This is a genomic window from Actinoplanes sp. NPDC051388, from assembly GCF_055586225.1.
This window is the reverse complement of record NZ_JBVJIP010000023.1, coordinates 19,106-40,158: the sequence shown is the minus strand read 5'-3', so window position 1 is coordinate 40,158 and position 21,053 is coordinate 19,106. Positions and strand designations below refer to the sequence as shown.

The window sequence follows — 21,053 nt, the reverse complement described above, 5'->3', positions numbered from 1 at the left end:
GTGATGCCCCGATGAAAGCAAAGGTGATGCCCGAGATGACGATGACCGTTGCCGCCGACCTGCTCGCCCTGCTCACCGACACGGCCACCGAGCCGCGTCCCGACCCGCAGCTGGAAGCCCTGTCCCTGGCCGTCTGCGCCGACCTGCCGGTGCTGCTCTGGGGTGAGCCGGGGATCGGCAAGACCGCCGCGCTGCACCACCTCGCGAAGTCGCTGGACCTGCCGCTGACCACGGTGATCGCGAGCGTGCACGAGCCGAGTGACTTCGCCGGGCTGCCGGTGGTCGGCGACGATCCGGCGGTGCAGGGCGTGCCGATGGCGCCGCCGGACTGGGCGGTGCGCCTGGTCCGGGCCGGCCGGGGGCTGCTCTTCCTGGACGAGTTGTCCACCGCGCCGCCCGCCGTGCAGGCCGCTCTGCTGCGCCTGGTGCTCGAACGCCGGATCGGAGCGCTCAGCCTGCCGCCCGGCGTACGCATCGTCGCGGCCGCCAACCCGCGATCGTCCGCGGCCGACGGCTGGGAGCTCAGCGCGCCGCTGGCCAACCGTTTCGTCCATCTGCAGTGGACCTTCAACCCCGAAACCGTGGTACGCGGGCTGGCCGGCACCTGGCCCCGCGCCACCCTCCCGCGGCTCGACCCGGCGCGGCTGACCGCCTCGGTGGCCACCGCCCGGCGCGCCGTGTGCGACTTCCTCACCGCCCGCCCCGCGCTGGTGCACAAGCTGCCCGGCAGCGAATCGCGGCGCGGCGGCCCGTGGCCGTCGCCGCGCAGCTGGGACATGGCCCTGCGGCTGGTCGCCTTCGCCACCGTGTCGGACGTCTCCCGCGAGGTGCTGTCCATGGTGGTGCGTGGCACCGTCGGCGACGGTCCCGGGCTGGAACTGCTCGCCGCGATCGACCGGATGGACCTGCCCGATCCCGAGACCCTGCTGGCCGATCCGGCGAACGCCGTCCTGCCCGAGCGCGGCGATCTGCGGCAGACCGTGCTCGACGGCGTGGTGGAGGCGGTCCGCAAGCGCCCGGACCAGGACCGCTGGGACGCGGCCTGGGCGCTGCTGGCGCGGGCGCTGGACACCGGCGCGCCGGACCTGGTGGTGGTGCCGGCCGCCACCCTGGCCGCGCTGCGCCGGGACGACTGGCAGATCCCGGCGACCATCGACCGGCTCGCCTCGGCGGTGGCGCTCTCCCAGCGCGCGGGCGCCGGCCGATGAACACCGAGAAGCTCTACACCGCGCGGCTGCACGCGACCCGGGTGCGGCCCTATCTGGCGACCGCCCTCTTCGCGCTGAACCTGGTCGAGTCGAAGCGGGTGCCCACGATGGCTGTCGACCGGAATTGGCGGTGCTACGTGTCACCGGCCTTTGTGGACGAACTGCCGATGGGGGAGCTGGCCGGCGTGCTCGTGCACGAGGTCTCCCACCTGTTGCGCGACCATCACGGCCGCAGCGACCGCTATGCGGCGAAGCACGAGCTGTCCGGCCCGGCCGAGCGACTGCGGATGAACATCGCCGCGGACGCCGAGATCAATGACGACGTGTACGGCGACGGCCTGGAGCAGCCGCGCGGCGCGGTCCGCCCGCAGACCCTCCGGCTGCATCCGGGCAAGCTGATGGAGGAGTACCTGGGCGAGTTCCGGCTGGGCTTCCTCACCGAGACGATGGCCTGGCTGGACTGCGGCAGTGGCGCCGACGGCCTGGACCGCGAGTGGGACCTCGGGCCGCGCGGCGCGCACGGATTGAGCAAAGAGGAGCGAGATGCGGTGCGGTTCCGGGTGGCGCGCGGGCTCACCGGCGCGCCCGGGGACGCGCCGGCCGGCTGGAAGCGGTGGGCCGACGAGGTCTTCCATCCGCCGCAGCCGTGGCGGGAGCTGCTCGGGGGCGCGGTCCGGGCGGCGGCCGGCGGTGGGGCGGGCGACGATTACACGTACGGGCGGCCGGCCCGGCGGTCGGTGGCGCTGCCCGGGGTGGTCCTGCCCAGCCTGCGCCGGCGCCCGCCGCGGGTGTGCGTGGTGATCGACACCTCCGGCTCGGTCAGCGACGCAGAGCTCGGCGGCGCGCTGCTCGAGGTGGCGGCGATCGCCCGTGCCGTGGGCGGCCGGCGTGACCTGGTGTCGGTGATCTCGTGCGACGCGGCGGCCGGGGTGGCCTACCCGCTGTGCCGGGCCGAGGGCATCACGCTGACCGGTGGCGGCGGCACGGATCTGCGTGCGGGCTTCGACCGGGCGCTGCGCGGCAACCCGCGGCCGGACGTGGTGGTGGCGCTCACCGACGGCCAGACGCCGTGGCCGGCCAACCCGCCGCCGTGCCGCACGGTCGTCGGCCTGTTCCCCCGCGAGGGCGACGTCGAGCACCCACCATCCTGGGCCCGCGTCGTCAGGATCGGCTAGCCGCGCGCCGCTTGCCGAGATAGGGGAGCGCGAAGAGGTAGGCGCCGGTGAAGAAGAGCAGGGCCAAGGGGAGCAGGGGCACATAGGACACCCAGAGGATCGGGTCCTCCTGGGCCAGCGCGACGGCGGTGACGATCACCGTCACCGTGAAGAAGACTGCCAGCCAGCGGTGGATCTGCCGCACCCACTTGTTCCCGTTCATGATGACCTCCGTTGGAAGACGACAAGGTCACGTTAGGTGCGGCCGGGCGGTGGGCGCTTCTCGAATCCTGACCGTTACAGCGGCGCGCCGCCGATGCCGATCTCGTTGCCGTCCGGGTCGCGGAAGGTCGCCTTGCGGACCCCGTTGTCATAGGTCTCGCGCTTCGGCTGGTCGAGCCCGCGCCCGGTCGCCGCGTCGACGAACTTGTCGAGGTCGGCGACGAAGATCGTGTGCACCGCGTGGCCGGCGTGCTCGGGGCGCAGCTCGATGAAGAGGAAGCGGTGCTCGTCGAGTTCCCAGACCGCCTCCTTGTCGTTCGGCAGGAAGGCCGGCGGCAGGCCCAGCAGTCGCTCGTACCAGTCCAGCGCCGCCGGGTAGTCGGCCACCGAGATGCCCGCGAAGAGGTCCACGCCCATCGGCTCACTGTAAGTCAACACATAGGCATTAGACGATAGTTATTGAAAACGATTACCGTTTCTGGAGATGAAACGTCTTCTCGCGGCAGCAGCCGCTCTCGCCCTGCTCGGTGCGTGCGGAGACGGCGGCGCCGGGGCCGCCGCACAACCCGCCGACAAGCTCGCCGTGGTCGCCACCACGCCGGAGGTCGCCGACTTCGTCCGCAACCTCGGCGGCGCCGACGTCGTGGTCACCCAGATCATCAAGGTCGGTGTCGACCCCCACGAGTACGAGCCCAGCCCGGCCGACCTGCAGTCGATCGCCGCCGCCAAGCTCGTGGTGACCAACGGCGTCGGCCTGGAGGAGTGGCTCGGCCGCACCATCGAGTCGGCCGGCTTCACGGGCCCGGTGGTCGATTCCAGCCAGGGCGTCACTATTCGCCGGGACGGCGGCGAAGACGACCCGCACATCTGGCACGACCCGCGGAACGCCAAGATCATGGTGGCCAACATCGAGAAGGCGCTGGCCGCCGCCGACCCGGACGACGCGAGCGCCTACGCGGCGAACCTCGCCACCTACGCCGCCGAGCTGGACCGGCTGGACGCCGCCAACGAGGCCGCCTTCGCGAAACTGCCGGCCGCGCAGCGCAAGCTGGTCACCAACCACGACGCGTTCGGCTACTACATCGACCGTTACGGGCTCACCTTCGTCGGCTCGGTGATCCCCAGCATGGACACCTCCGCCGAGCTGTCCGCCCAGCAGCTGAGCGACCTGGTCGCGAAGATCAGGGCGACCGGCGCCAAGGCGGTCTTCACCGAGAGCTCGTTGCCGCCGAAGAGCGCGGAGGCGATCGCGCAGCAGGCCGGCGTCAAGGTGATCGGCGGCGAGGAGGCGCTGTTCGGCGACAGCCTCGGCCCGCCGGGCACGCCGGAGGGCACCTACCTCGGCGCCGAGCGGCACAACACCGAGGTCATCACCACGGCGCTGGCCGGCTGACGATGACCGCCGTCCGGTACGCCGGGGGTGAGCGCGGGCTATCGCGGCACGCCCGTGCTGACCCAGGTCGACGTGGACCTGGCGGCCGGCCAGCGGCTGGTGCTGGCCGGGCCGAACGGCGCCGGCAAGTCCACCCTGATCGCGTCCATGCTCGGGCGGGCCCAGGTGCTGTCCGGGCAGGCGAGGGTGCTCGGACGGCCGCCCGGCGCCGCCCGGATCCAGATCGGCTACGTGCCGCAGACCGGCACGCTCGACCCGGACTTCCCGGTCACCGCCGGGCAGGTCGTGATGATGGGCCGCTACCGGCGGATCGGCTGGTGGCGGCCGGCCCGGGCGGCGGACCGGCAGGCGGTGCGGGCGGCGCTGGACCGGGTCGGGCTGGCGGACCGCGCCGGCACGCACTTCGGGGTGCTCTCCGGCGGGCAGCGGCAGCGGGTGCTGCTGGCCCGCGCGATCGTCGGCGAACCGCGGCTGCTGCTGCTCGACGAGCCGTTCAACGGGGTGGACGCGACCAGTCAGGAGGCGATCCTGGCCGTGCTACGGGAACTTTCCGCGGCCGGGACCGCGCTGGTGCTCAGCACGCACGACCTCGAGCTGGCGCGGACGTTCGGGGCGGCCCCGGCTGGTGACGTTTCGACTGTCCACGATGGCCGTTCTGGGCGCCGGGCTCATCCTGCTCGCCGGCTATGCCGGACTCCTGCTCAGCTGGACCGCGTCGGTGCGCTACGGCATCTCGGTGACCTCCGGGTCGGCGGTCGTCCTGCTGCTGGTGGCGGCCTATCTGGTGCTGCTGCCGATCGGGCGGTGGCGGCGCGCGTGATGACCCGGGCGATCATCGAGGTGCTGCTGGCCGGCGCGCTGGCCGGGCTGATCGGCGTGCAGGTGGTACTGCGCCGGCTGTCGTTCTTCACGATGGCGCTGACCCACGCGACGTTTCCCGGCGTGGTGGTGGCGGCCCTGATCGGCGTCAACATCATCGTCGGCGGAGTGCTGGCCGGCCTGGTGGTGGCGCTCGGCGTCGCCGCGCTGTCGCGCCGCGCGGGACAGCATGCGGCGGCCGCCACCGGGGTCGTGCTGTCCGGCGGCTTCGCGCTCGGCGCCGGGCTGGTCGCCACCCAGCCCGGGTTCAGCCGCGACCTCTCCTCGTTCCTGGTCGGGTCGATCCTCACGGTCAGCACCCGGGACCTGGTGCTGACCGCCGCGGCGCTGCTGGCGGTGGCCGCCCTGCTGCTGGTCGGCGCGCGGCCGCTGCTCGCGATCGGATTCGACCGGACCGGCGCGCGGGCGGCCGGGATTCCCGTGGACGCCTGGGATCTGGCCCTGTTGCTCGCGATCGAGCTGGTGGTGGTGACCGTGGTGCCGGCCGTCGGCACGATCCTGGCGCTGGCGCTGATCGTGGCGCCCGCGGCGGCCGCCCGGCAGTGGTCCGGGCGGCTGCCGGTGGTCACCGCGCTGGCGGTCGTCTTCGGCGCCGGCGGGGGAGTGGCCGGGCTCTGGGCGTCGAGCCGCTGGAACATCGCGGCCGGCGCCGGCATCACTCTCGCGGTGACGGCGATCCTGGTGCTGTCGCTGCTGCGCCGTGCAGGATCAGGGAGGCCAGCTCGCGCACGTCCGCGGTGGTCAGCGTCGATCGGGCCAGCAGCCGGGCGATCAGCACTCCGATGAAGGCCTCACTGAGCAGCCGCGGCGAGATGCCGGCGCGCAACTGGCCCGCCTTCTCCGCCCGGCGCAGCCGCTCGGTCATTTCCGACGACGACCCGAGCCGCTCGTTCAGCCGGGCGCCGACCTCCGCATTCTCCACCGTCGCGCTCATCAGCGAGAGCAGCAGCGTGGTGTTCGCCGCGTCCTGGAAATAGCCCGCGATCGAGCCGAGCCAGGTGGCCAGGTCGGCCTCGAGGTCACCGGTGTCCGGCGGCACGAAGGTCTGCGGCAGCATCGCGCCGTCCATCAGGCAGTCGACCACCACCGCGCTCTTCGACGGCCACCAGCGATAGATGGTCTGCTTGCCGACTCCGGCCTCGGCCGCGATGCCCTCCATCGTGGCGCGGTCGTAACCCACCCGCGCGATCAGGTCGGACGTGGCCCGCAGGATCGCCGTCCGCGCGGTCTCACTCCGCGCGACACCGCGCCTACCTGCAGACATGTCCGTCATCCTAATCACAGAAATGGAAGACGAGACGTCTCGTATAGTGTTTTGGGCCGGGACCGCCGAGGGAAGGACCAGTCAGACCATGGCCGAGTTGCTCTACCGCCTGGGCCGGTTCTCCGCCCGGCGCGCCGCCCTGGTGATCGCCGCCTGGATGATCGTCCTCGGCCTGGCCGTGGCCGGCTATTTCGTCGGGCGCGGGCCGATGGCCACCGGCTTCAGCATTCCGGGCACCGAGACGATCCGGGTCACCGACGAACTCAAGGACAAGATCCCCAGCCTCAGCGGCAGCACCGGCAGCGTGGTGCTCGAGACGGAGAGCGGCTCGGCGTTCACCCCGGCCCAGCAGGCGGCGATCTCGGCCCTGGTGCAGAGCGCCCAGGGTCTGCCCGAGGTGGCCGGGGTGATCGACCCGCTGACCATCGAGCAGCAGCGCGCGGCACAGGAGAGGCGGCTCGCCGCCGCCGAGGCCAGTGGCCAGGTCGACCCGGCCGAGCTGGCCGCGGGCGCCGAGCTGCTGCGGCTGGCGTCCGGCATCCGCACGATCTCCGCGGACCGCAGCACCGCGATCGTCACGGTCAGTTTCACCAAGGACCAGCTCGAGCTCTCCGACGCGGCCAAGGAGGCGACCCTCGAGCACTTCGAGAAGTCGCCGATCGACGGCGTGCGGATGAGCTTCTCCACCGAGATCGCGCAGACCACCCCCGAGATCGTCGGTCCGGGCGAGGCGGTCGGCGTGCTGATCGCGGCGATCGTGCTGATCGTCATGCTCGGCACCCTGATCGCGGCCGGCCTGCCGATCCTCACCGCGCTGATCGGGGTGGGCGTCGGCGTGCTCGCCGCGATGGGCCTCTCCAGCGTGATCGACATGTCGTCGGTGACGCCGGTGCTCGGCGTGATGCTGGGACTCGCGGTCGGCATCGACTACTCGCTGTTCATCATCAACCGCCATCGCAAACAGGTGGCCCGCGGTCACGACGTGCACGAGTCGATCGGGCTGGCCAACGGCACGGCCGGCAACGCGGTGGTCTTCGCCGGCGCGACCGTGCTGGTCGCGCTGCTCGCGCTGAACATCACCGGGGTGCCGTTCCTCGGCCTGATGGGCACCGTCGGCGCGGTCTGCGTGGCGATCGCGGTGCTGGTCGCGGTGACCATGACGCCCGCGCTGCTCGGCTTGATCGGCGCCCGGGTGCTGACCCGCAAGGCCCGGGCGGCCGGCCCGGTGGCGGCGCCCACCGACGAGGTCAAGCCGATGTCGACGGTGCGCGCGATCGGCACCGTGCTGGCCGGCGCGCTGGTGCTGCTGACCCTGGCGATCCCGGCGATGTCGCTGCGCCTCGGCCTGCCGGACGGCTCGTCGGAGGCCACCGACTCGACGCAATATCAGGCGTACAAGACGGTGGCCCGGGAGTTCGGGGCGGGCGCGAACGGCACGCTGCTGGCCACCGCCGCGCTTCCGGCCGGCACCGGCGAGGCCGGCGCGACGGCGGCCCAGTTCGCCGTGGTCAGGCTGATCGCGGCGCAGCCCGACGTGGTGGCGGTGGCGCCGATCGCGGTGTCGCCGGACGGCCGGCTGGCCGCCTTCCAGGTGGTGCCGGCCGGCGGCCCGACCAGCCAGTCCACGTCGGATCTGGTGGAGCACCTGCGGGACATCGAGTTCCAGGGCGCGAAGCTGGGCGTGGCCGGGCAGGCGGCGGCCAACATCGACGTGTCGGAGAAGCTGGCCGGGGTGCTGCCCACGTACATCGCGGTGGTGGTCGGGCTGTCGCTGATCATCATGATCGTGGTGTTCCGGTCGCTGCTGGTGCCGCTGATCGCCACCGCGGGTTTCGTGCTGTCCCTGCTGGCGACCTATGGCGCGCTGGTGGCGATCTATCAGTGGGGCTGGCTGAGCGCCGTCTTCGGCACCCACGACCCGGGCCCGATCCTGAACTTCCTGCCGGTGATCCTGGTCGGCATCCTGTTCGGACTGGCCATGGACTATCAGCTGTTCCTGGTGTCCGGCATGCGCGAGGCCTATGCCCACGGCCTGCCCGCCCGCTCGGCGGTGGTCTGGGGTCTGCGGGCCGGCCGTGCCGTGGTCATCGCCGCGGCCGTCATCATGATCGCGGTGTTCAGCGGCTTCATCTTCTCCGACTCGGTGATCATCCGGCCGGTCGGCTTCGGGCTCGCGTTCGGCGTGCTGGTCGACGCGTTCGTGGTGCGGCTGCTGCTGGTGCCGGCGCTGATGCACCTGTGCGGCCCGGCCGCCTGGTGGTTCCCGCGCTGGCTCGACCGCCTGGTGCCGAACGTCGACGTGGAGGGCGCCGCGCTGGAGCGCGCGCACGACTTCACCCCGATGGGGGAGCATGCGCAGGAAGAAAGGCCGGCCGCCGAGGCGGACGCCGTCCCCCGATGAGCGGGTGCGCCCCCGCGCGCACCCGGCCGACGTCTGTCCCGGCGGCCGGCCCCAACGGGTCCCGCCGTTCTCCCTCAACTGTGGTCGCCGAGGGGTTTTCGGACCAGGAGGGAGACCGGCAGTTGACCGGCAGATCGAATCTGGTCGAACCGTCGTAGGCTGGCACTTCGGCGGGGGCGCACGCGCGGGGGTGAATGGTTGTTCGGCCGGTCGGTGGCGTCGCTGCGGCGGCAGCGTGGGCTCACCCAGGACGACCTGGCCGCCCGCACCGGCCTCAGCGTGCGCAGCATACGAGATGTCGAGGCGGGCCGGGTGTCCCGTCCGCGCGTCACCACGGTGCGCCTGCTGGCCGACGCGTTCGGGCTGACCGGGCCGGACCGCGACGAGTTCCTGAGCGCGGCCGATCCGCAGACCGCGTCGTCGCCGGTGCCTCGCCAGCTGCCGCTGGACGTCGCCGGGTTCTCCGGTCGCGAGGACGAGCTGGCCCGTCTCGACGCCGCTGTCCATGACTCCGGTGATCGGAGCGCCACCGTGGTGGTCTCCGCGGTGGCCGGCATGGCCGGGGTCGGCAAGACGGCCCTGGCGCTGCACTGGGCACACCGGGTCCGCGACGACTTCCCGGACGGCCAGCTCTATGTGAACCTGCGCGGCTTCGACGCGGGCGAGTCCGTGGTCGACCCGGCCGACGCCCTGCGCGGCTTCCTGCAGGCCCTCGATGTGCCGGCCGGCCGCATCCCGGCCGGGCTGGACGAGCGGGCCGCGCTCTATCGCACGGTGCTCGACGACCGGCGGGTGCTGGTGGTGCTGGACAACGCCCGCGACGAGGAGCAGGTGCGCCCGCTGCTGCCCGGCGCCGGCGGCTGCGCGGTGGTGGTGACCAGCCGCGACCGGCTGTCCGGGCTGATCGTCGCGCAGGGCGCCCGCCCGGTGCGGCTGGACGTGCTCTCCGAGGAGGAGGCCCGCGTGCTGCTCGGCGATCGGGCCGGCGCCGACCGGCTGGCCGCGGAGCCGGATGCGGCCGCCGAGATCATCAGCGCCACCGCCCGGCTGCCGCTGGCGCTGACCCTGGTGGCCGCCCGGATCGCCACCCACCCGGACTTCCCGCTGTCCGCGTTCGCCGCCGAGCTGCGGGCGCCGGAGGAGCGGCTCGACGCGCTCGGCGACGGCGACCTGCGGCGGGTGTTCTCGTGGTCCTATCTGGCCGCCGGCAAGCGGGCCGCGAGGCTGTTCCGGCTGCTCGGCCTGCACCCGGGGCCGGATCTGACGGCGGAGGTGGCGGCCGCGCTGGTGGACGACACCCTCGCCGCGACACGGCCGCTGCTCGGCGAGCTGACCCGGTTGCATCTGCTCGCCCAGCACCAGCCGGGGCGCTATGCGCTGCACGATCTGCTGCGGGCGTACGCAACGGAATTGGCTTCCGGCGCGGAGGACGAGGAGGAACTGGCGGCCGCCCGGTCGCGGTTGTTCGACCACTACCTGCGGAGCGCCTTCGCCGCCGGGGTGCTGATCCAGCCGCAGTGGACGCCGCCGCCGCTGCCCACGCCGCTGACCGATCTGGTCACCCCGGTGGCCGGGCACGACGAGGCGCTGGCCTATTTCGCCGCCGAGGAACGGGTGCTCCCGGGCGTCGTGCGGGCCGCGGCCGATGCCGGCGCCGATGCCTGTGCATGGCGGCTCGGCTGGTGCCTGGCCTGCTATTTCGCGCCCAGCGGCCGGTGGCTCGACAGCGTGCCGGTGCAGCGGGTGGCGCTGGCCGCGGCCGAGCGGTCCGGCGATCCGCTGGGCCAGGCCACCGCCCTGCGCCTGCTGGCCCGCGCGGAGTCCCGGATCGGCCGGCTCGCCGAGGCCGACTCGGGCATGCGCCGGGCCCGGGACATCTATGCCGAGCTGGGCGACGCCAACGGCGAGGCGCAGGCCGAGCACAACCTGGCCGAGCTCGGCATGATGCGCGACGACCCGCGCGGCGGCATCGCACACTGCCGGCGGGCGGTCGAGCTCTATCGCCGGGCCGGCAACCGGGACGGCGAGGCCCGCTCGCTGAACGCCATCGGCTGGCTCTCCGCCCAGCTCGGCGAGTTCGCCGAGACGATCGCGGTGTGTTCCGAGGCGCTGGCCGTGCAGGAGGTCAGCGGCGACCGCAACGGCCAGGCCGCCACCCTGGACAGCCTCGCGTTCGCCTATCAGGGCATGGGCGACCTGCCCCGCGCCGCGCAGATGTACGAGCGCTCGGCCCGGCTCTTCCGCGAGTCCGCCGACCGCTTCCACACCGCCGAGGTGCTGGTCCGGCTGGGCGCCGCCCGCGCCGAGCTGGGCGACCCGGCGGCGGCCGCCGCGGCCTGGCACGAGGCCCTCGGCATCTACCAGGAGACCGGCGACACGTCGGCCGAGGACGTCCGGCAACGCCTCGCCACGCTGGCCGGCGACTGACGCGACCGGGCCCGGCAGACTACGGTGCTGGTCATGGCGGAAATCGACATCCCGGCGGCGGTTCGCGCGGGCTATGCGTTCACCGGACCGGCCCTCGAGATGGGCGCGCTGGTCGCCGGCGACACCTGCGACCCGACAGCGAAGGTGCGCATCCCGCTCTCGATGGTGAACCGGCACGGGCTGGTCGCGGGGGCCACCGGCACCGGCAAGACGAAGACCCTGCAGGGGCTGGCCGAGCAGCTGTCCGCGGCCGGCGTGCCGGTCTTCCTCGCCGACATCAAGGGCGATCTCTCCGGCATGGCCGCGCCCGGCGAGGCGAGCGACCGCGTGCTCACCAGGGCCAAGGACATCGGGTACGACTGGGCGCCCGCCGCCTATCCGGTGGAGTTCTTCGCCCTCGGCGGGCACGGCGCCGGCGTGCCGGTCCGGGCCACCATCACCTCCTTCGGCCCGACCCTGCTGTCCCGGGTGCTCGGCCTCAACGACGTGCAGGAGTCGTCGCTCGGGCTGGTCTTCCACTTCGCCGACCAGCACGCCCTGCCGCTGCTCGACCTGGCCGACCTGCGCGCGGTGATCCAGCACCTGACCTCGCCGGCCGGCGCCGCCGAACTGGCCGAGCTGGGCGGGCTGTCCAAGGCCACCGCGGGCGTGATCCTGCGCGAGCTGATCGCCTTCGCGGACGCCGGCGCGAACGACTTCTTCGGCGAGACCGAGTTCGACACCCGCGACTTCCTGCGCATCGCCCCGGACGGCCGCGGCGTGGTCAGCATCCTCGAGCTGCCCAGCCTGCAGGGCAAGCCGGAGCTGTTCGCCACCTTCCTGATGTGGTTCCTGGCCGACCTGTTCCAGGACCTGCCCGAGGTCGGCGACGTGGAGAAGCCCAAGCTGGTGTTCTTCTTCGACGAGGCGCACCTGCTGTTCCGCGACGCGTCCAAGGAGTTCGTCAACTCGATCACCCAGACCGTGCGGCTGATCCGGTCCAAGGGCGTCGGCATCTTCTTCGTCACCCAGACCCCCAAGGACGTGCACGGCGACGTGCTGGCCCAGCTCGGCAACCGGGTGCAGCACGCGCTGCGGGCCTACACACCGGAGGACGCCAAGGCGCTCAAGGCGACCGTCTCGACCTTCCCCAAGTCCGGGTACGACCTGGAGGAGGTGCTCACCCAGCTCGGCACCGGCGAGGCGATCGTGACGGTGCTGTCCGAGCGGGGCGCGCCGTCGCCGGTGGCCTGGACCCGGCTGGTGCCGCCGCGCTCGCTGATGGCCCAGGTGGACGCGGCCGTGTCGAACGGCATCGTCACCGCGTCCCCGCTGAACGCCCGCTATTCGGCGCGGATCGACCGCGAGTCGGCCTACGAGATGTTGCTGCAGAAGGTGGCCGTGCCACCGCCGGCGGAAGAGAAAGCGCCGGCGCCCGCGCCGCATCAAGAGGCTCCCAAGAAGGCGGACAAATCCTTCTTGGAGAAAGCGTTGGGCAACGCGACCGTGCGCAACGCGTTGAAGACCGCGGCGACGGCGGCCGGCCGCGAGATCGTCCGGTCCATCTTCGGGGCCGCCAAGCGCCGCCGCTGACCCATCGGCCCGTTCGCATGGGCAGTGCATGATGGGGCCGTCGGGGTCGTGGCGGCGGCAGGAGCGGTGATGAGGTTCAGCACGTTGTTCGCGGTGACCGGCGGGCTGGTCTGCCTGCTGGTGGTGGTCGTGATCGCCTGGGGCCTGGTGGCCTACAACCGCCTGGTCCGGCTGCGCAACCAGGTCGAGGCCTCCTGGGCGCAGGTTGACGTGCAGCTCAAGCGGCGATACGACCTGATTCCCAACCTGGTCGAGACGGTCCGCGGCTATGCCGCCCACGAGCGCGGCACCCTGGAAGCGGTGATCGCCGCGCGGGGGGCGGCCGTCAACGCGGCGCAGACTCCGGGGCCGGCCGACCGGTCCCAGGCCGAGGGCGCGCTGACCCAGGCGCTGGGCCGGCTCTTCGCGCTCGCCGAGTCCTATCCGCAGCTGCGCGCCAGCGAGAACTTCAGCGCGCTGCAGGCGGAGCTCGCCGGCACCGAGGACAAGATCGCGTACGCCCGGCAGTTCTACAACAGCGCGGTGCAGTCCTACAACAACGCCGTGCAGACCCTGCCGACGAACCTGGTCGCGATGGTCGGCGGCTTCCGCGAGCACGAGTTCTTCGGCGCCGTGGGCGAGGAACGCGGTCCCGTCCAGGTCCGCTTCTAGCCGTCCGGTCATGGACGCGTTTCTCGCGCTCGGCTCACTGGCACTGTTCGGGGTCGCGTTCGCGCTCAGCCGCCTGCTCACCCGCCCGGCGAGCCCCGCGCCCGGACCGGCCACTCCAGATCTCGGCCCGGAGTCGCCCGCGCTGGTCAATCTCCTGGTGAACAGATGGCGAACGACCGAGGACGCGGCCGAGGCGACGCTGCTCGACCTGGCCGCCCGGCGATTCCTCGAGTTGCGGCAGCCGGCCGGCGATCCGATGCACACCACGGTGCATCTGCCCGCCCGGCCGCCGGACGACCGCGGACTGCGGCCCTATGAGAAGCAGGTGCTGGAACGGGTCCGCGGGCTCGCCGTGGACGGGATGCTGCCCCTGGCCGCGCTCACCTTCCGGGACGCCGGCCAGGCGCGCACCTGGGATCGCCGTCTGCGTGCCTCGGTGCAGGCCGAGGCCCGGGCCGACGGCCTGTCCCGCCGCCGCTTCGGCCGGGGGATCGTCACCCTGCTGGTCGGTGTCGCCACGGTGTCCACGGCCGGTGTCACCCTGGCCACCGCCCACTACAACGTGCGGCATCCGCAGGACGACAATCCGACGGCGGCCGTGGCGATCCTCTGCTTCCTCTTCCTGTCGATGACGGCCGGCCTGCCGCCGGGCGAGCGGGACACCCCCGCGGGCCGGGCGGCGGCGCAGCGCTGGCTCGGCGTCCGCGCCTGGCTGCGCGGCCACGAGCAGTTCGGCGAGCTGCCACCGGCCGCGGTCGCGGTGTGGGACCGCTATCTGGGCTTCGGCGCGGCGCTCGGCGTGACCCACGTGGCCAGCGCGGTGATCGACGTCGGCATGGGCGACCGCACCCTGGTCTGGTCTTCCTACGGCCGCACCTGGCACCGGGTCCGGGTGCGCTACCCGAGCTTCTGGCCGCGCTACGGCCGAACTACCCCGCAGCACCTGCTGCGGGCGGCCGGATTCCTGGCCGGCGGCTGCTTCTGGCTCTATGTCGTCGGCCCGCCCGACCCGGCCGACCTCGACCCGGACCTGGCCGGCACAGATCTCGGCGTGCTGATCCAGACAGGCCTGTCGGTGGCCGGGGTGCTCGGCGTGCTGATCGCCGCCTACATCCTGGCCCGCGCCCTGCTCGACCTGCTCACCGAGCGGACCGTGACCGGCGAGGTGCTCTGGATCGAGGTCTGGCAGCGCGGAAAGGGCTCCGACGACGAGCCCGGCCCACCGTGGCTGCACCGACTGGCGATCGACGACGGCGCCGGCGACCGGACCGTGGCGTGGGGCCTGCCCAGTGGGTTCGCCGACGGCGTCACGGACGGCGACGTCGTCACCATCCGGGCGCGCCCGTGGTCCCGCCGGATCGTCGCTCTCGACGTGGTCGACCACGGCCGCTCGCGCGACCTCGCCGAGCCGATGTCCGAAGAGGACACCGGCAACCTGGCGGTGGACATGCTGAGCGAACGGAAGGCGCCGTCGCTCGATCTGTCCACATTGTTCACCACGGACGAGATCGGTCGCGCGCTCGGCCGTCCGGTGCTGCCGGACCTGAGCATGCCGGCGCTGTTCGGCTGGACGCAGTACGTGACCGCCGACGCCCGCCGCCCGGTGCTGGTCGTGCAGGCGCTCGGCGGCCTGCCCGGCCGGGTCGCGTGGAAGGCCAACCGGCGCGGTCAGGAGCTGCCCGGCATCGCGGACGGCGCCTTCGCGCAGCGGGACCGCGCGGTGTTCCGGGTGCGGGACCACACGGTCGTGGTGACGCTGCTCGGCGACGCCCGCGGCTCGGACGCGTTCCTGCCCTGGCTGCTGGCACAGGCCGGGCAGCGGCTGTGAACATGCTGCTCGCGCTCGGACCACTCGGGCTCTTCGGCGTGGTCTATGCGCTGTGCCGGGTGTTCACCCGGCCGCTGACGCCGCCCGCCGGCCCGGCCACGCCCGACCTCGGCCCGGAGCCGCCGGCGCTGGTCAACCTGCTGGTGAACCGGTGGAAGACGACCGAGGACGCGGCCGAGGCGACGCTGCTCGACCTGGCCGCGCGGCGGTTCCTCGAACTCCGGCAGCCGGGCGCCGACCCGCGGCAGACCACGGTGCACCTGCCGGAGGATCTGCCGGACGAGGGCGGGCTCCGGGCGTACGAGAAAATGGTTCTTGATCGGGTCCGGGGTTTGTCGGTGGGCGGGGCGATTCCGGTGACCGCGCTGACCTTCCGCGACGGTGGGCAGGCCGGCGCGTGGGCGAGCCGGTTCCGCAAGGCCGTGGTCGCCGAGGCGCGCGGCATGGGTCTGGCCCGCCGCCGATTCGGGCCGCGGACGGTGGCGCTGCTGGTGTGCGCCGCCCTGCTGGCCGCGATCGGGGTGTCGGTGGCCGCGCGGCATCAGGGCGCCGGTGTCTTCCTGCCCCTCGGCTTCTGGACGTTCCTGCTGCTCAGCCCGCTGTTCGCGGCGCCCGCGGGGGAGCAGTACTCGCCGGCCGGCCGCGCGCTCACGCAGCGCTGGCTCGGCGTCCGCGCCTGGCTGCGCGGACACGAGACCTTCGGCGATCTGCCGCCGGCCGCGGTCGTGGTGTGGGACCGCTATCTCGGGTACGGCGCGGCGCTCGGCGTGACCCACCTGGCCAGCGCGGTCCTCGACCTCGGCCTCGGTGACCACCGCCGGGTCTGGTCCTCCTACGGCGGCACCTGGCACCGCCTGCGGGTGAAGTATCCGGGCGGCTGGCCGCGCTACGGCCGGACCACCGGGCAGCACCTCAAGCGGGCGACCGGATTTCTGCTGGCCGGCTGCGCCTGGGCCTACTTCAGCCGGCACCCGGTGTCCGCGGTCGGCCTCCTGCCGGTGCTGATCGGGATCTACATCGTGGTGCGCGCGATCCTCGACGTGCGGTCCGAGCGGACCCTGACCGGCGAGGTGCTGTGGCTGCGGCCGTGGCTGGCGAAGCGCGTGGACAGGACGGACGTGCCGTGGGTGCACTACGCGGCGATCGACGACGGCGGCGATCCGGACGTGACGGTCGCGTGGGGGCTGCCCAGCGGCTGGACCTCCCGGGTGATGGACGGCGACGTGGTGACCGCCAGGGTGCGCCCGTGGTCGCGCCGGATCACCGAGATCACCGTCACCGAGCAGGGCCGATCCCGCGGCGTGGCGGTGGCGGTCGCCGGATTCGAGCCGGGACGGCAGCGGCCGTCCTCGGTGGACCTGCCCGGTCTCTACACCGACGACGAGGTGGCCCGGGTCGCCGGCGGACCGGTCTGGCGCGACCCGTCCGACGCCGGCCCGGTAGTGCAGTTCCGCACCGTCGAGGGGCGCCGGCCGGTGCTCGCGCTGCACGCGCTCGACGGTGTGGCCGGCGGCCTGATCTGGCGGGCCAACCAGCGTGGGGAGGCGCTCCCCGGGCTGGCCGACGGCGCCTTCGTGCAGCCGGACCGGGGCGTGCTGCGGGCCGGTGACCACACCATCCTGATCGAGCTGCAGGGCGACGCCCGGGCCGCGCAGTCCCAGCTGCCGTGGCTGCTGGAGCTGGCGGCCCGGCGCACTCCGTGAATCAGCCCAGGTGCCGTGAATCAGCCCAGGTGCCGCCGGAGCTGGCTCAGGTCCGCCTCGCTGAGCCGGTCGGCGCTGGTGCCCGCGTGGTGCCAGAACGGGTAGCGCAGCGGCTCGCCGCTCACGTCGTCGAGCGCCGCGATCTCGTCCGCGCTCAGCTCCAGGTCGGCCGCGGCCAGGTTGTCGTGCAGCTGATCGGTGGTGCGCGCGCCCACCACCAGCGACGTCACGCCCGGCTTGGCCAGCAGATAGGCCAGCGACACCTGGGCCGCGGAGACCCCGTGCGACTCGCCGATCTTCACCGCCAGCTCGATGGTGTCGTAGAGCTTGTCCTCGTCGTTCACCGGCGGCTCGGACCACTCGCTGAGGTGGCGGCTGCCGGCCGGCGCCTCGACGCCGCGCCGGTATTTGCCGGACAGCAGGCCGCCGGCGAGCGGGCTCCACACCAGGATGCCGAGGCCCTGGTCGAGGGTCAGCGGCACGTGCTCGACCTCGATGTCGCGATTCTGCAGGGAGTAGAAGACCTGCTGGCTGACGAACCGCTCGAGGTGCCGGGAGTCGGAGATGGCGAGCGCCTTCATCAGGTGCCAGGCGGCGTAGTTGGAACAGCCGACATAACGCACCTTGCCGCTGCGGACCAGGTCGTCCAGCGCGGTCAGGGTCTCCTCGAGCGGGGTCTGCCCGTCCCACTCGTGCACCTGGTAGAGGTCGATGTAGTCGGTGCCGAGCCGGCGCAGGCTGGCCTCGGCGCCGCGGATGATGTGGTGCCGGGACAGGCCCGCGTCGTTCGGCCCGTCGCCCATCGGCATCCGCACCTTGGTGGCGATCAGCACGTCGTCGCGGTCGCTGCCGAGCGCCTCGCCGAGGATCTCCTCGGACAGGCCGGCCGAATAGACGTCGGCCGTGTCGATCAGGTTGACCCCGGCGTCTCGGGCGATGGCGATCTGCTCGCGCGCGCCGGCCACGTCGATCTTGCCGACCGGGCTGGCCCAGCCGGTGCCGCCGAATCCCATCGTGCCGAGCGTGAAGGTCGAGACGCGGAGTCCGGAACGTCCCAGTTGCCGATACTGCATGATTACTTACCTCTCGTCGGAGCGTGCACCACCCCACCCTTCCCCATCCCGCGCCGGAAGGCAGCCGCTGAGCGGAAAGGGTGTCGTGCCGCACGATTCGCGGGTATGACGATCAGGTGACCACACCGACTTGTCCGACCACCACCCGCCTCTACGAGAACGGCAAGGTGATCGAGGAGGGCTTCCCGCCGGACCGGATCGGCGACCTGATGCGGGCGCACCCGCAAGCGTCGCTCTGGCTCGACCTGCTCGACCCGGACATCGCGGACCTGCAGTCGGTGCAGGAGGAGTTCGGGCTGCACCCGCTCGCCGTCGAGGACGCGGTGGAGGATCACCAGCGGCCCAAGCTCGACCGCTACCCCGGTCACCTGTTCCTCAACGTCTATGCGGTGCGGGTCGAGACCGACCCCGAGCCGGCCCTGCACAAGACCGAGATCAGCGCGTTCCTCACCGAGCGCGCGCTGATCACCGTGCACAAGTCGGAGGGCCGGCTGGAGGCGCTGACCGGGCGCTGGGACGCGGACGCCGAGGAGCTGGCCCTGGACAGCGGCGTGGGCTTCCTGGTCTACGGGCTGCTCGACCTGGTCGTGGACGGGCACGTGGCGGCCGCGCGGTCGCTCGACGAGGCGATGGACAAGACCGAGGACGAGATGCTCGGCGAGGGCGGCGCGCCGCGCGGCGTACGCATGTACGGCTTCGCGATCCGCCGCGTCCTGTTCATGCTGCGCCGCGCGGTGGCACCGATGAGCGACCTGATCAACGACGTGATGCGGGTCGACGTGCCGGAGGTCGGCGAGGCCCTGGGTCCCTATTTCCGGGATGTCGACGACCACGCCCGGCGCGCCGCGGAGACCATCGAGAGCTGCCGCGAGCGGATCAACGAACTGCTCGAGGCCGACCTCAACGAGCAGAGCAACTCGCTCAACGACATCACCCGCAAACTCGCCGCCTGGGCCGCGGTGATCGCCGTGCCGACCGCGCTCACCGGCTTCTTCGGCCAGAACCTCCCGTTCCCGGGGTACGAGAAGACAAGCGGTTTCCTGGCCAGCGCGATCCTGCTGGCGGTCGCCGCCGGTGGCCTGTACGCCTACCTGAAGTATCGGAAGTGGCTCTAGGGCGCATCTGACGGATCAGTCATGTGCGCCCTAGCTATCCGATGATCGTGGGGGTCGGGTTCGGTTGGTTGGTGGGCCGGGTGGGCGGTGGCGTTGTCGTCTGGGGCAGCGTGGTCGACGGGCCGGGATCGGGATCCTGGTCGTCGTTGCCGCCACCGTTGTTGTTGCCGCCGCCGTTGTCGTTGCCCGGAAGCGGGTTCGTCTGCGGTTCGCTCCCGTCCTCGGTGCCGCCGCCGGACGACCGGCAGGACAGCGACAGCGTGATCGACTTCGTGGTGGTGCCCGCGCCCGGCGCGGTGACCGCCAGCGTCACCTTGGGCTTGGACGACTTGCCGTAGGACAGCCCGCGCCCGGCCCGCACGGTCACATATTTCGTGCCCGCCTCGTCGAAGGTCAGCGTGCCGGTGTCCAGCGTGGAGCCGCCCGAGGTCCAGGTGTAGGTGAGCGTCGCGGCCGCGCTCGCGTCGACCCGGCCGGAGACCTTCGAGCCGCGGAAGCCGGAGCAGGCCCAGCGGGTGCTGACCGGGTCGGCGGAGACCTTGACGCCGACCTCCACCGCGGACTGGCCGGCGGCCAGCGCCGGGTCGAGTCCGGAGGCCTGCGGGTCGGCGGCCGCGTCGAGCCCGGCCACGCCGGAGGCCGGGGGCTGCGAGGTGGGCCCGGACGCGGCCCGGGCGCCGCCGTCCCGGCCGGTCAGATAGGCGGCCAGCAGGCCGCCGCTCGCGCCGAGCGCCAGCACCGCGGCGACCGCGACCACCACGATGCGGCGGGTGTGCGGCCGGCGCCGGCGCGGCTGGACGGAGGCCTGGATGATCCGGGTGCCGCCGGGCGGGTCGGGCGGCCGCGCCGCCATCAGCGGCGCGATGAGATCCTCGGTCCGCGCGTCGGCGACCGCGACCTCGGGCTCCGACTCGCGCGCCGGTGCCGGTGACGGAGCCGGCGCTGGTGATGGAACCGGCGCTGGTGACGGAGCCGGTGCCGGCGCCGCGGCTCGGAGCGGCGCGGGCAGCATGCTTCCGGCCAGCACCGCCGCGCCCAGCGCGATGCTGTGCTCCGGCTGCGGGTCCTGCGCGACCGGCCGCTGATATGCCGTGGCGAGCAGCTGCCCGACCAGCGGGATCCGCGCCGACCCGCCGCTGAGCAGGATCATCGCGACCTCGTCCGGGGTCGCCCCGGCGCCGCGGATCGCCCGCCCGAGCGACTCGACCGTGTCGGTCAGCGTCGGCTCGATCATGCCCTCGAACTCGGCGCGGGTCAGCCGCACCCGGGTGTGCAGCCCGGGCAGAGCCACCGGGATGTGCACCTCGGTGTCGAAGGAGAGCGCCTCCTTGGCCTCCACGCAGTCGCGGCGCAGCCGGGTCACGGCCGCCGCCCACTCCTCCGGGTCGGTGCCGGCCTTCGGCTCCGCGGTGTCGCCGAGCACCCGCATCACGTGCCCGTAGACCGCCTCGTCGAAGTCCATGCCGCCGAGTTGCTCGATGCCGCTGGGCGGGCCGGGCATCTCATAGCCCGCCTCGGTGCGCCGCAGCACCGCCGCGTCGAAGGTGCCGCCGCCCAGGTCGTAGACCGCGATCAGCGCGCCGGCCGGGACCCGCTGGGTGGTGGCGTGCTGGATGGCCGCCGCCTCGGGCTCGGACACCGTGCGCACGCCACTGAGCCCGGCGGCCTGGAAGACCTGGTCGAGCTGCTCCCTTTTGTACGGTCCCCAGTTGGCCGGATGGGTCACCACGACCTCGGTGGGCGGCCCGCCGAACTGGGTGGTGACCACCTCGACGACGTGCTTGAGCAGCCGTCCGAGCAGGGCGTGCGCGGAGTAGGGCGAGCCGCCGACCAGCAGCGACACCGGGTCGCCCATGCGGCGCTTGACCTCGCGCACCAGCCGCGGAGGATCGGCGCGACCGTGCCGCTCGGCGCTGTCGCCGACCATGGTGCGGCCGTCCGCGGACAGATAGATCAGCGAGGGCATCTCCGGATGCCGGCCGCCCAGCTGCACGATTTCGACACGGCCGTCGACGTGCACGGCCGCGGCGGTATGGGTGGTGCCCAGGTCGACACCGAGTGCGTACTCCACCGTGGTTACTCCCGGCGCTCCGGATTTAGTGCGACAGTCTGCCTTCTGAATCGGTTCAAGGCCAGTCCCTGAAAGGGGTGTGACCGGTAGCC

General features: G+C 72.9%; 15 protein-coding genes and 1 pseudogene. 11 read left to right on the top strand and 5 right to left on the bottom strand.

Annotated features, from left to right (window positions below; genetic code table 11):
- Positions 1-35: 35 nt before the first annotated feature.
- Complete coding sequence (locus ACZ6TI_RS40800) at positions 36-1,208, top strand: AAA family ATPase (RefSeq protein WP_465350633.1); 1,173 nt, start codon at positions 36-38, stop codon at positions 1,206-1,208.
- Positions 1,205-2,383 carry a vWA domain-containing protein gene (locus ACZ6TI_RS40795; RefSeq protein ID WP_465350632.1) on the top strand — a complete coding sequence of 393 codons (1,179 nt, stop codon included), beginning with the start codon at positions 1,205-1,207 and terminating at the stop codon, positions 2,381-2,383. The genes ACZ6TI_RS40800 and ACZ6TI_RS40795 overlap by 4 nt, the downstream gene beginning before the upstream one ends.
- Here ACZ6TI_RS40795 and ACZ6TI_RS40790 read toward each other — a convergent pair.
- Both ACZ6TI_RS40790 and ACZ6TI_RS40785 read right to left on the bottom strand, forming a co-directional pair.
- Complete coding sequence (locus tag ACZ6TI_RS40790) at positions 2,370-2,585, bottom strand: hypothetical protein (RefSeq protein ID WP_465350631.1); 216 nt, start codon at positions 2,583-2,585, stop codon at positions 2,370-2,372. The genes ACZ6TI_RS40795 and ACZ6TI_RS40790 overlap by 14 nt on opposite strands.
- A gap of 74 nt (positions 2,586-2,659) precedes the next feature.
- A complete protein-coding gene (locus ACZ6TI_RS40785) occupies positions 2,660-3,001 on the bottom strand; it encodes a VOC family protein (RefSeq protein ID WP_465350630.1) in 342 nt (113 codons plus the stop codon).
- A 67-nt stretch (positions 3,002-3,068) separates the two neighbouring features.
- On the opposite strand from ACZ6TI_RS40785, the gene ACZ6TI_RS40780 reads away from it, so the two are divergent.
- Both ACZ6TI_RS40780 and ACZ6TI_RS40775 read left to right on the top strand, forming a co-directional pair.
- A complete protein-coding gene (locus ACZ6TI_RS40780) occupies positions 3,069-3,977 on the top strand; it encodes a metal ABC transporter substrate-binding protein (RefSeq protein ID WP_465350629.1) in 909 nt (302 codons plus the stop codon).
- Positions 3,978-4,004: 27 nt separating this feature from the next.
- Positions 4,005-5,492, top strand: a pseudogene (locus tag ACZ6TI_RS40775) (metal ABC transporter permease); the annotation flags it as partial.
- A gap of 19 nt (positions 5,493-5,511) precedes the next feature.
- Here ACZ6TI_RS40775 and ACZ6TI_RS40770 read toward each other — a convergent pair.
- Complete coding sequence (locus tag ACZ6TI_RS40770) at positions 5,512-6,120, bottom strand: TetR/AcrR family transcriptional regulator (RefSeq protein ID WP_465350628.1); 609 nt, start codon at positions 6,118-6,120, stop codon at positions 5,512-5,514.
- A gap of 88 nt (positions 6,121-6,208) precedes the next feature.
- Between ACZ6TI_RS40770 and ACZ6TI_RS40765 the strand changes: the two genes are divergently transcribed.
- The 6 genes from ACZ6TI_RS40765 to ACZ6TI_RS40740 all read left to right on the top strand — a co-directional run bounded on the left by ACZ6TI_RS40765 (position 6,209) and on the right by ACZ6TI_RS40740 (position 16,702).
- Complete coding sequence (locus tag ACZ6TI_RS40765) at positions 6,209-8,521, top strand: MMPL family transporter (protein ID WP_465350627.1); 2,313 nt, start codon at positions 6,209-6,211, stop codon at positions 8,519-8,521.
- Positions 8,522-8,719: 198 nt separating this feature from the next.
- On the top strand, positions 8,720-10,948 hold the full coding sequence (locus ACZ6TI_RS40760) for an ATP-binding protein (RefSeq protein WP_465350626.1): 2,229 nt from the start codon (positions 8,720-8,722) through the stop codon (positions 10,946-10,948).
- A gap of 33 nt (positions 10,949-10,981) precedes the next feature.
- Positions 10,982-12,520, top strand: a complete 1,539-nt coding sequence (locus ACZ6TI_RS40755) for a helicase HerA-like domain-containing protein (RefSeq protein ID WP_465350625.1) — start codon at positions 10,982-10,984, stop codon at positions 12,518-12,520.
- Between the two features lie 69 nt (positions 12,521-12,589).
- Positions 12,590-13,171: a LemA family protein gene (locus tag ACZ6TI_RS40750; protein WP_465350624.1), complete on the top strand. Its 582-nt coding sequence runs from the start codon at positions 12,590-12,592 to the stop codon at positions 13,169-13,171.
- A 10-nt stretch (positions 13,172-13,181) separates the two neighbouring features.
- Complete coding sequence (locus ACZ6TI_RS40745; protein ID WP_465350623.1) at positions 13,182-14,999, top strand: DUF2207 family protein; 1,818 nt, start codon at positions 13,182-13,184, stop codon at positions 14,997-14,999.
- A gap of 2 nt (positions 15,000-15,001) precedes the next feature.
- Entirely contained in the window at positions 15,002-16,702 is a 1,701-nt protein-coding gene (locus ACZ6TI_RS40740) for a DUF2207 family protein (protein WP_465350771.1), read from the top strand.
- Positions 16,703-16,722: 20 nt separating this feature from the next.
- Here ACZ6TI_RS40740 and ACZ6TI_RS40735 read toward each other — a convergent pair whose 3' ends face one another.
- Positions 16,723-17,775: an aldo/keto reductase gene (locus ACZ6TI_RS40735; RefSeq protein ID WP_465350622.1), complete on the bottom strand. Its 1,053-nt coding sequence runs from the start codon at positions 17,773-17,775 to the stop codon at positions 16,723-16,725.
- A 116-nt stretch (positions 17,776-17,891) separates the two neighbouring features.
- On the opposite strand from ACZ6TI_RS40735, the gene ACZ6TI_RS40730 reads away from it, so the two are divergent.
- The gene (locus ACZ6TI_RS40730; RefSeq protein WP_465350621.1) at positions 17,892-18,890 is read left to right on the top strand and encodes a magnesium transporter CorA family protein; all 999 of its coding nucleotides are present in this window, start codon (positions 17,892-17,894) and stop codon (positions 18,888-18,890) included.
- A 34-nt stretch (positions 18,891-18,924) separates the two neighbouring features.
- On the opposite strand, the gene ACZ6TI_RS40725 is transcribed toward ACZ6TI_RS40730, so the two are convergent.
- Entirely contained in the window at positions 18,925-20,961 is a 2,037-nt protein-coding gene (locus ACZ6TI_RS40725; RefSeq protein ID WP_465350620.1) for an Hsp70 family protein, read from the bottom strand.
- Between the last annotated feature and the right edge of the window lie 92 nt (positions 20,962-21,053).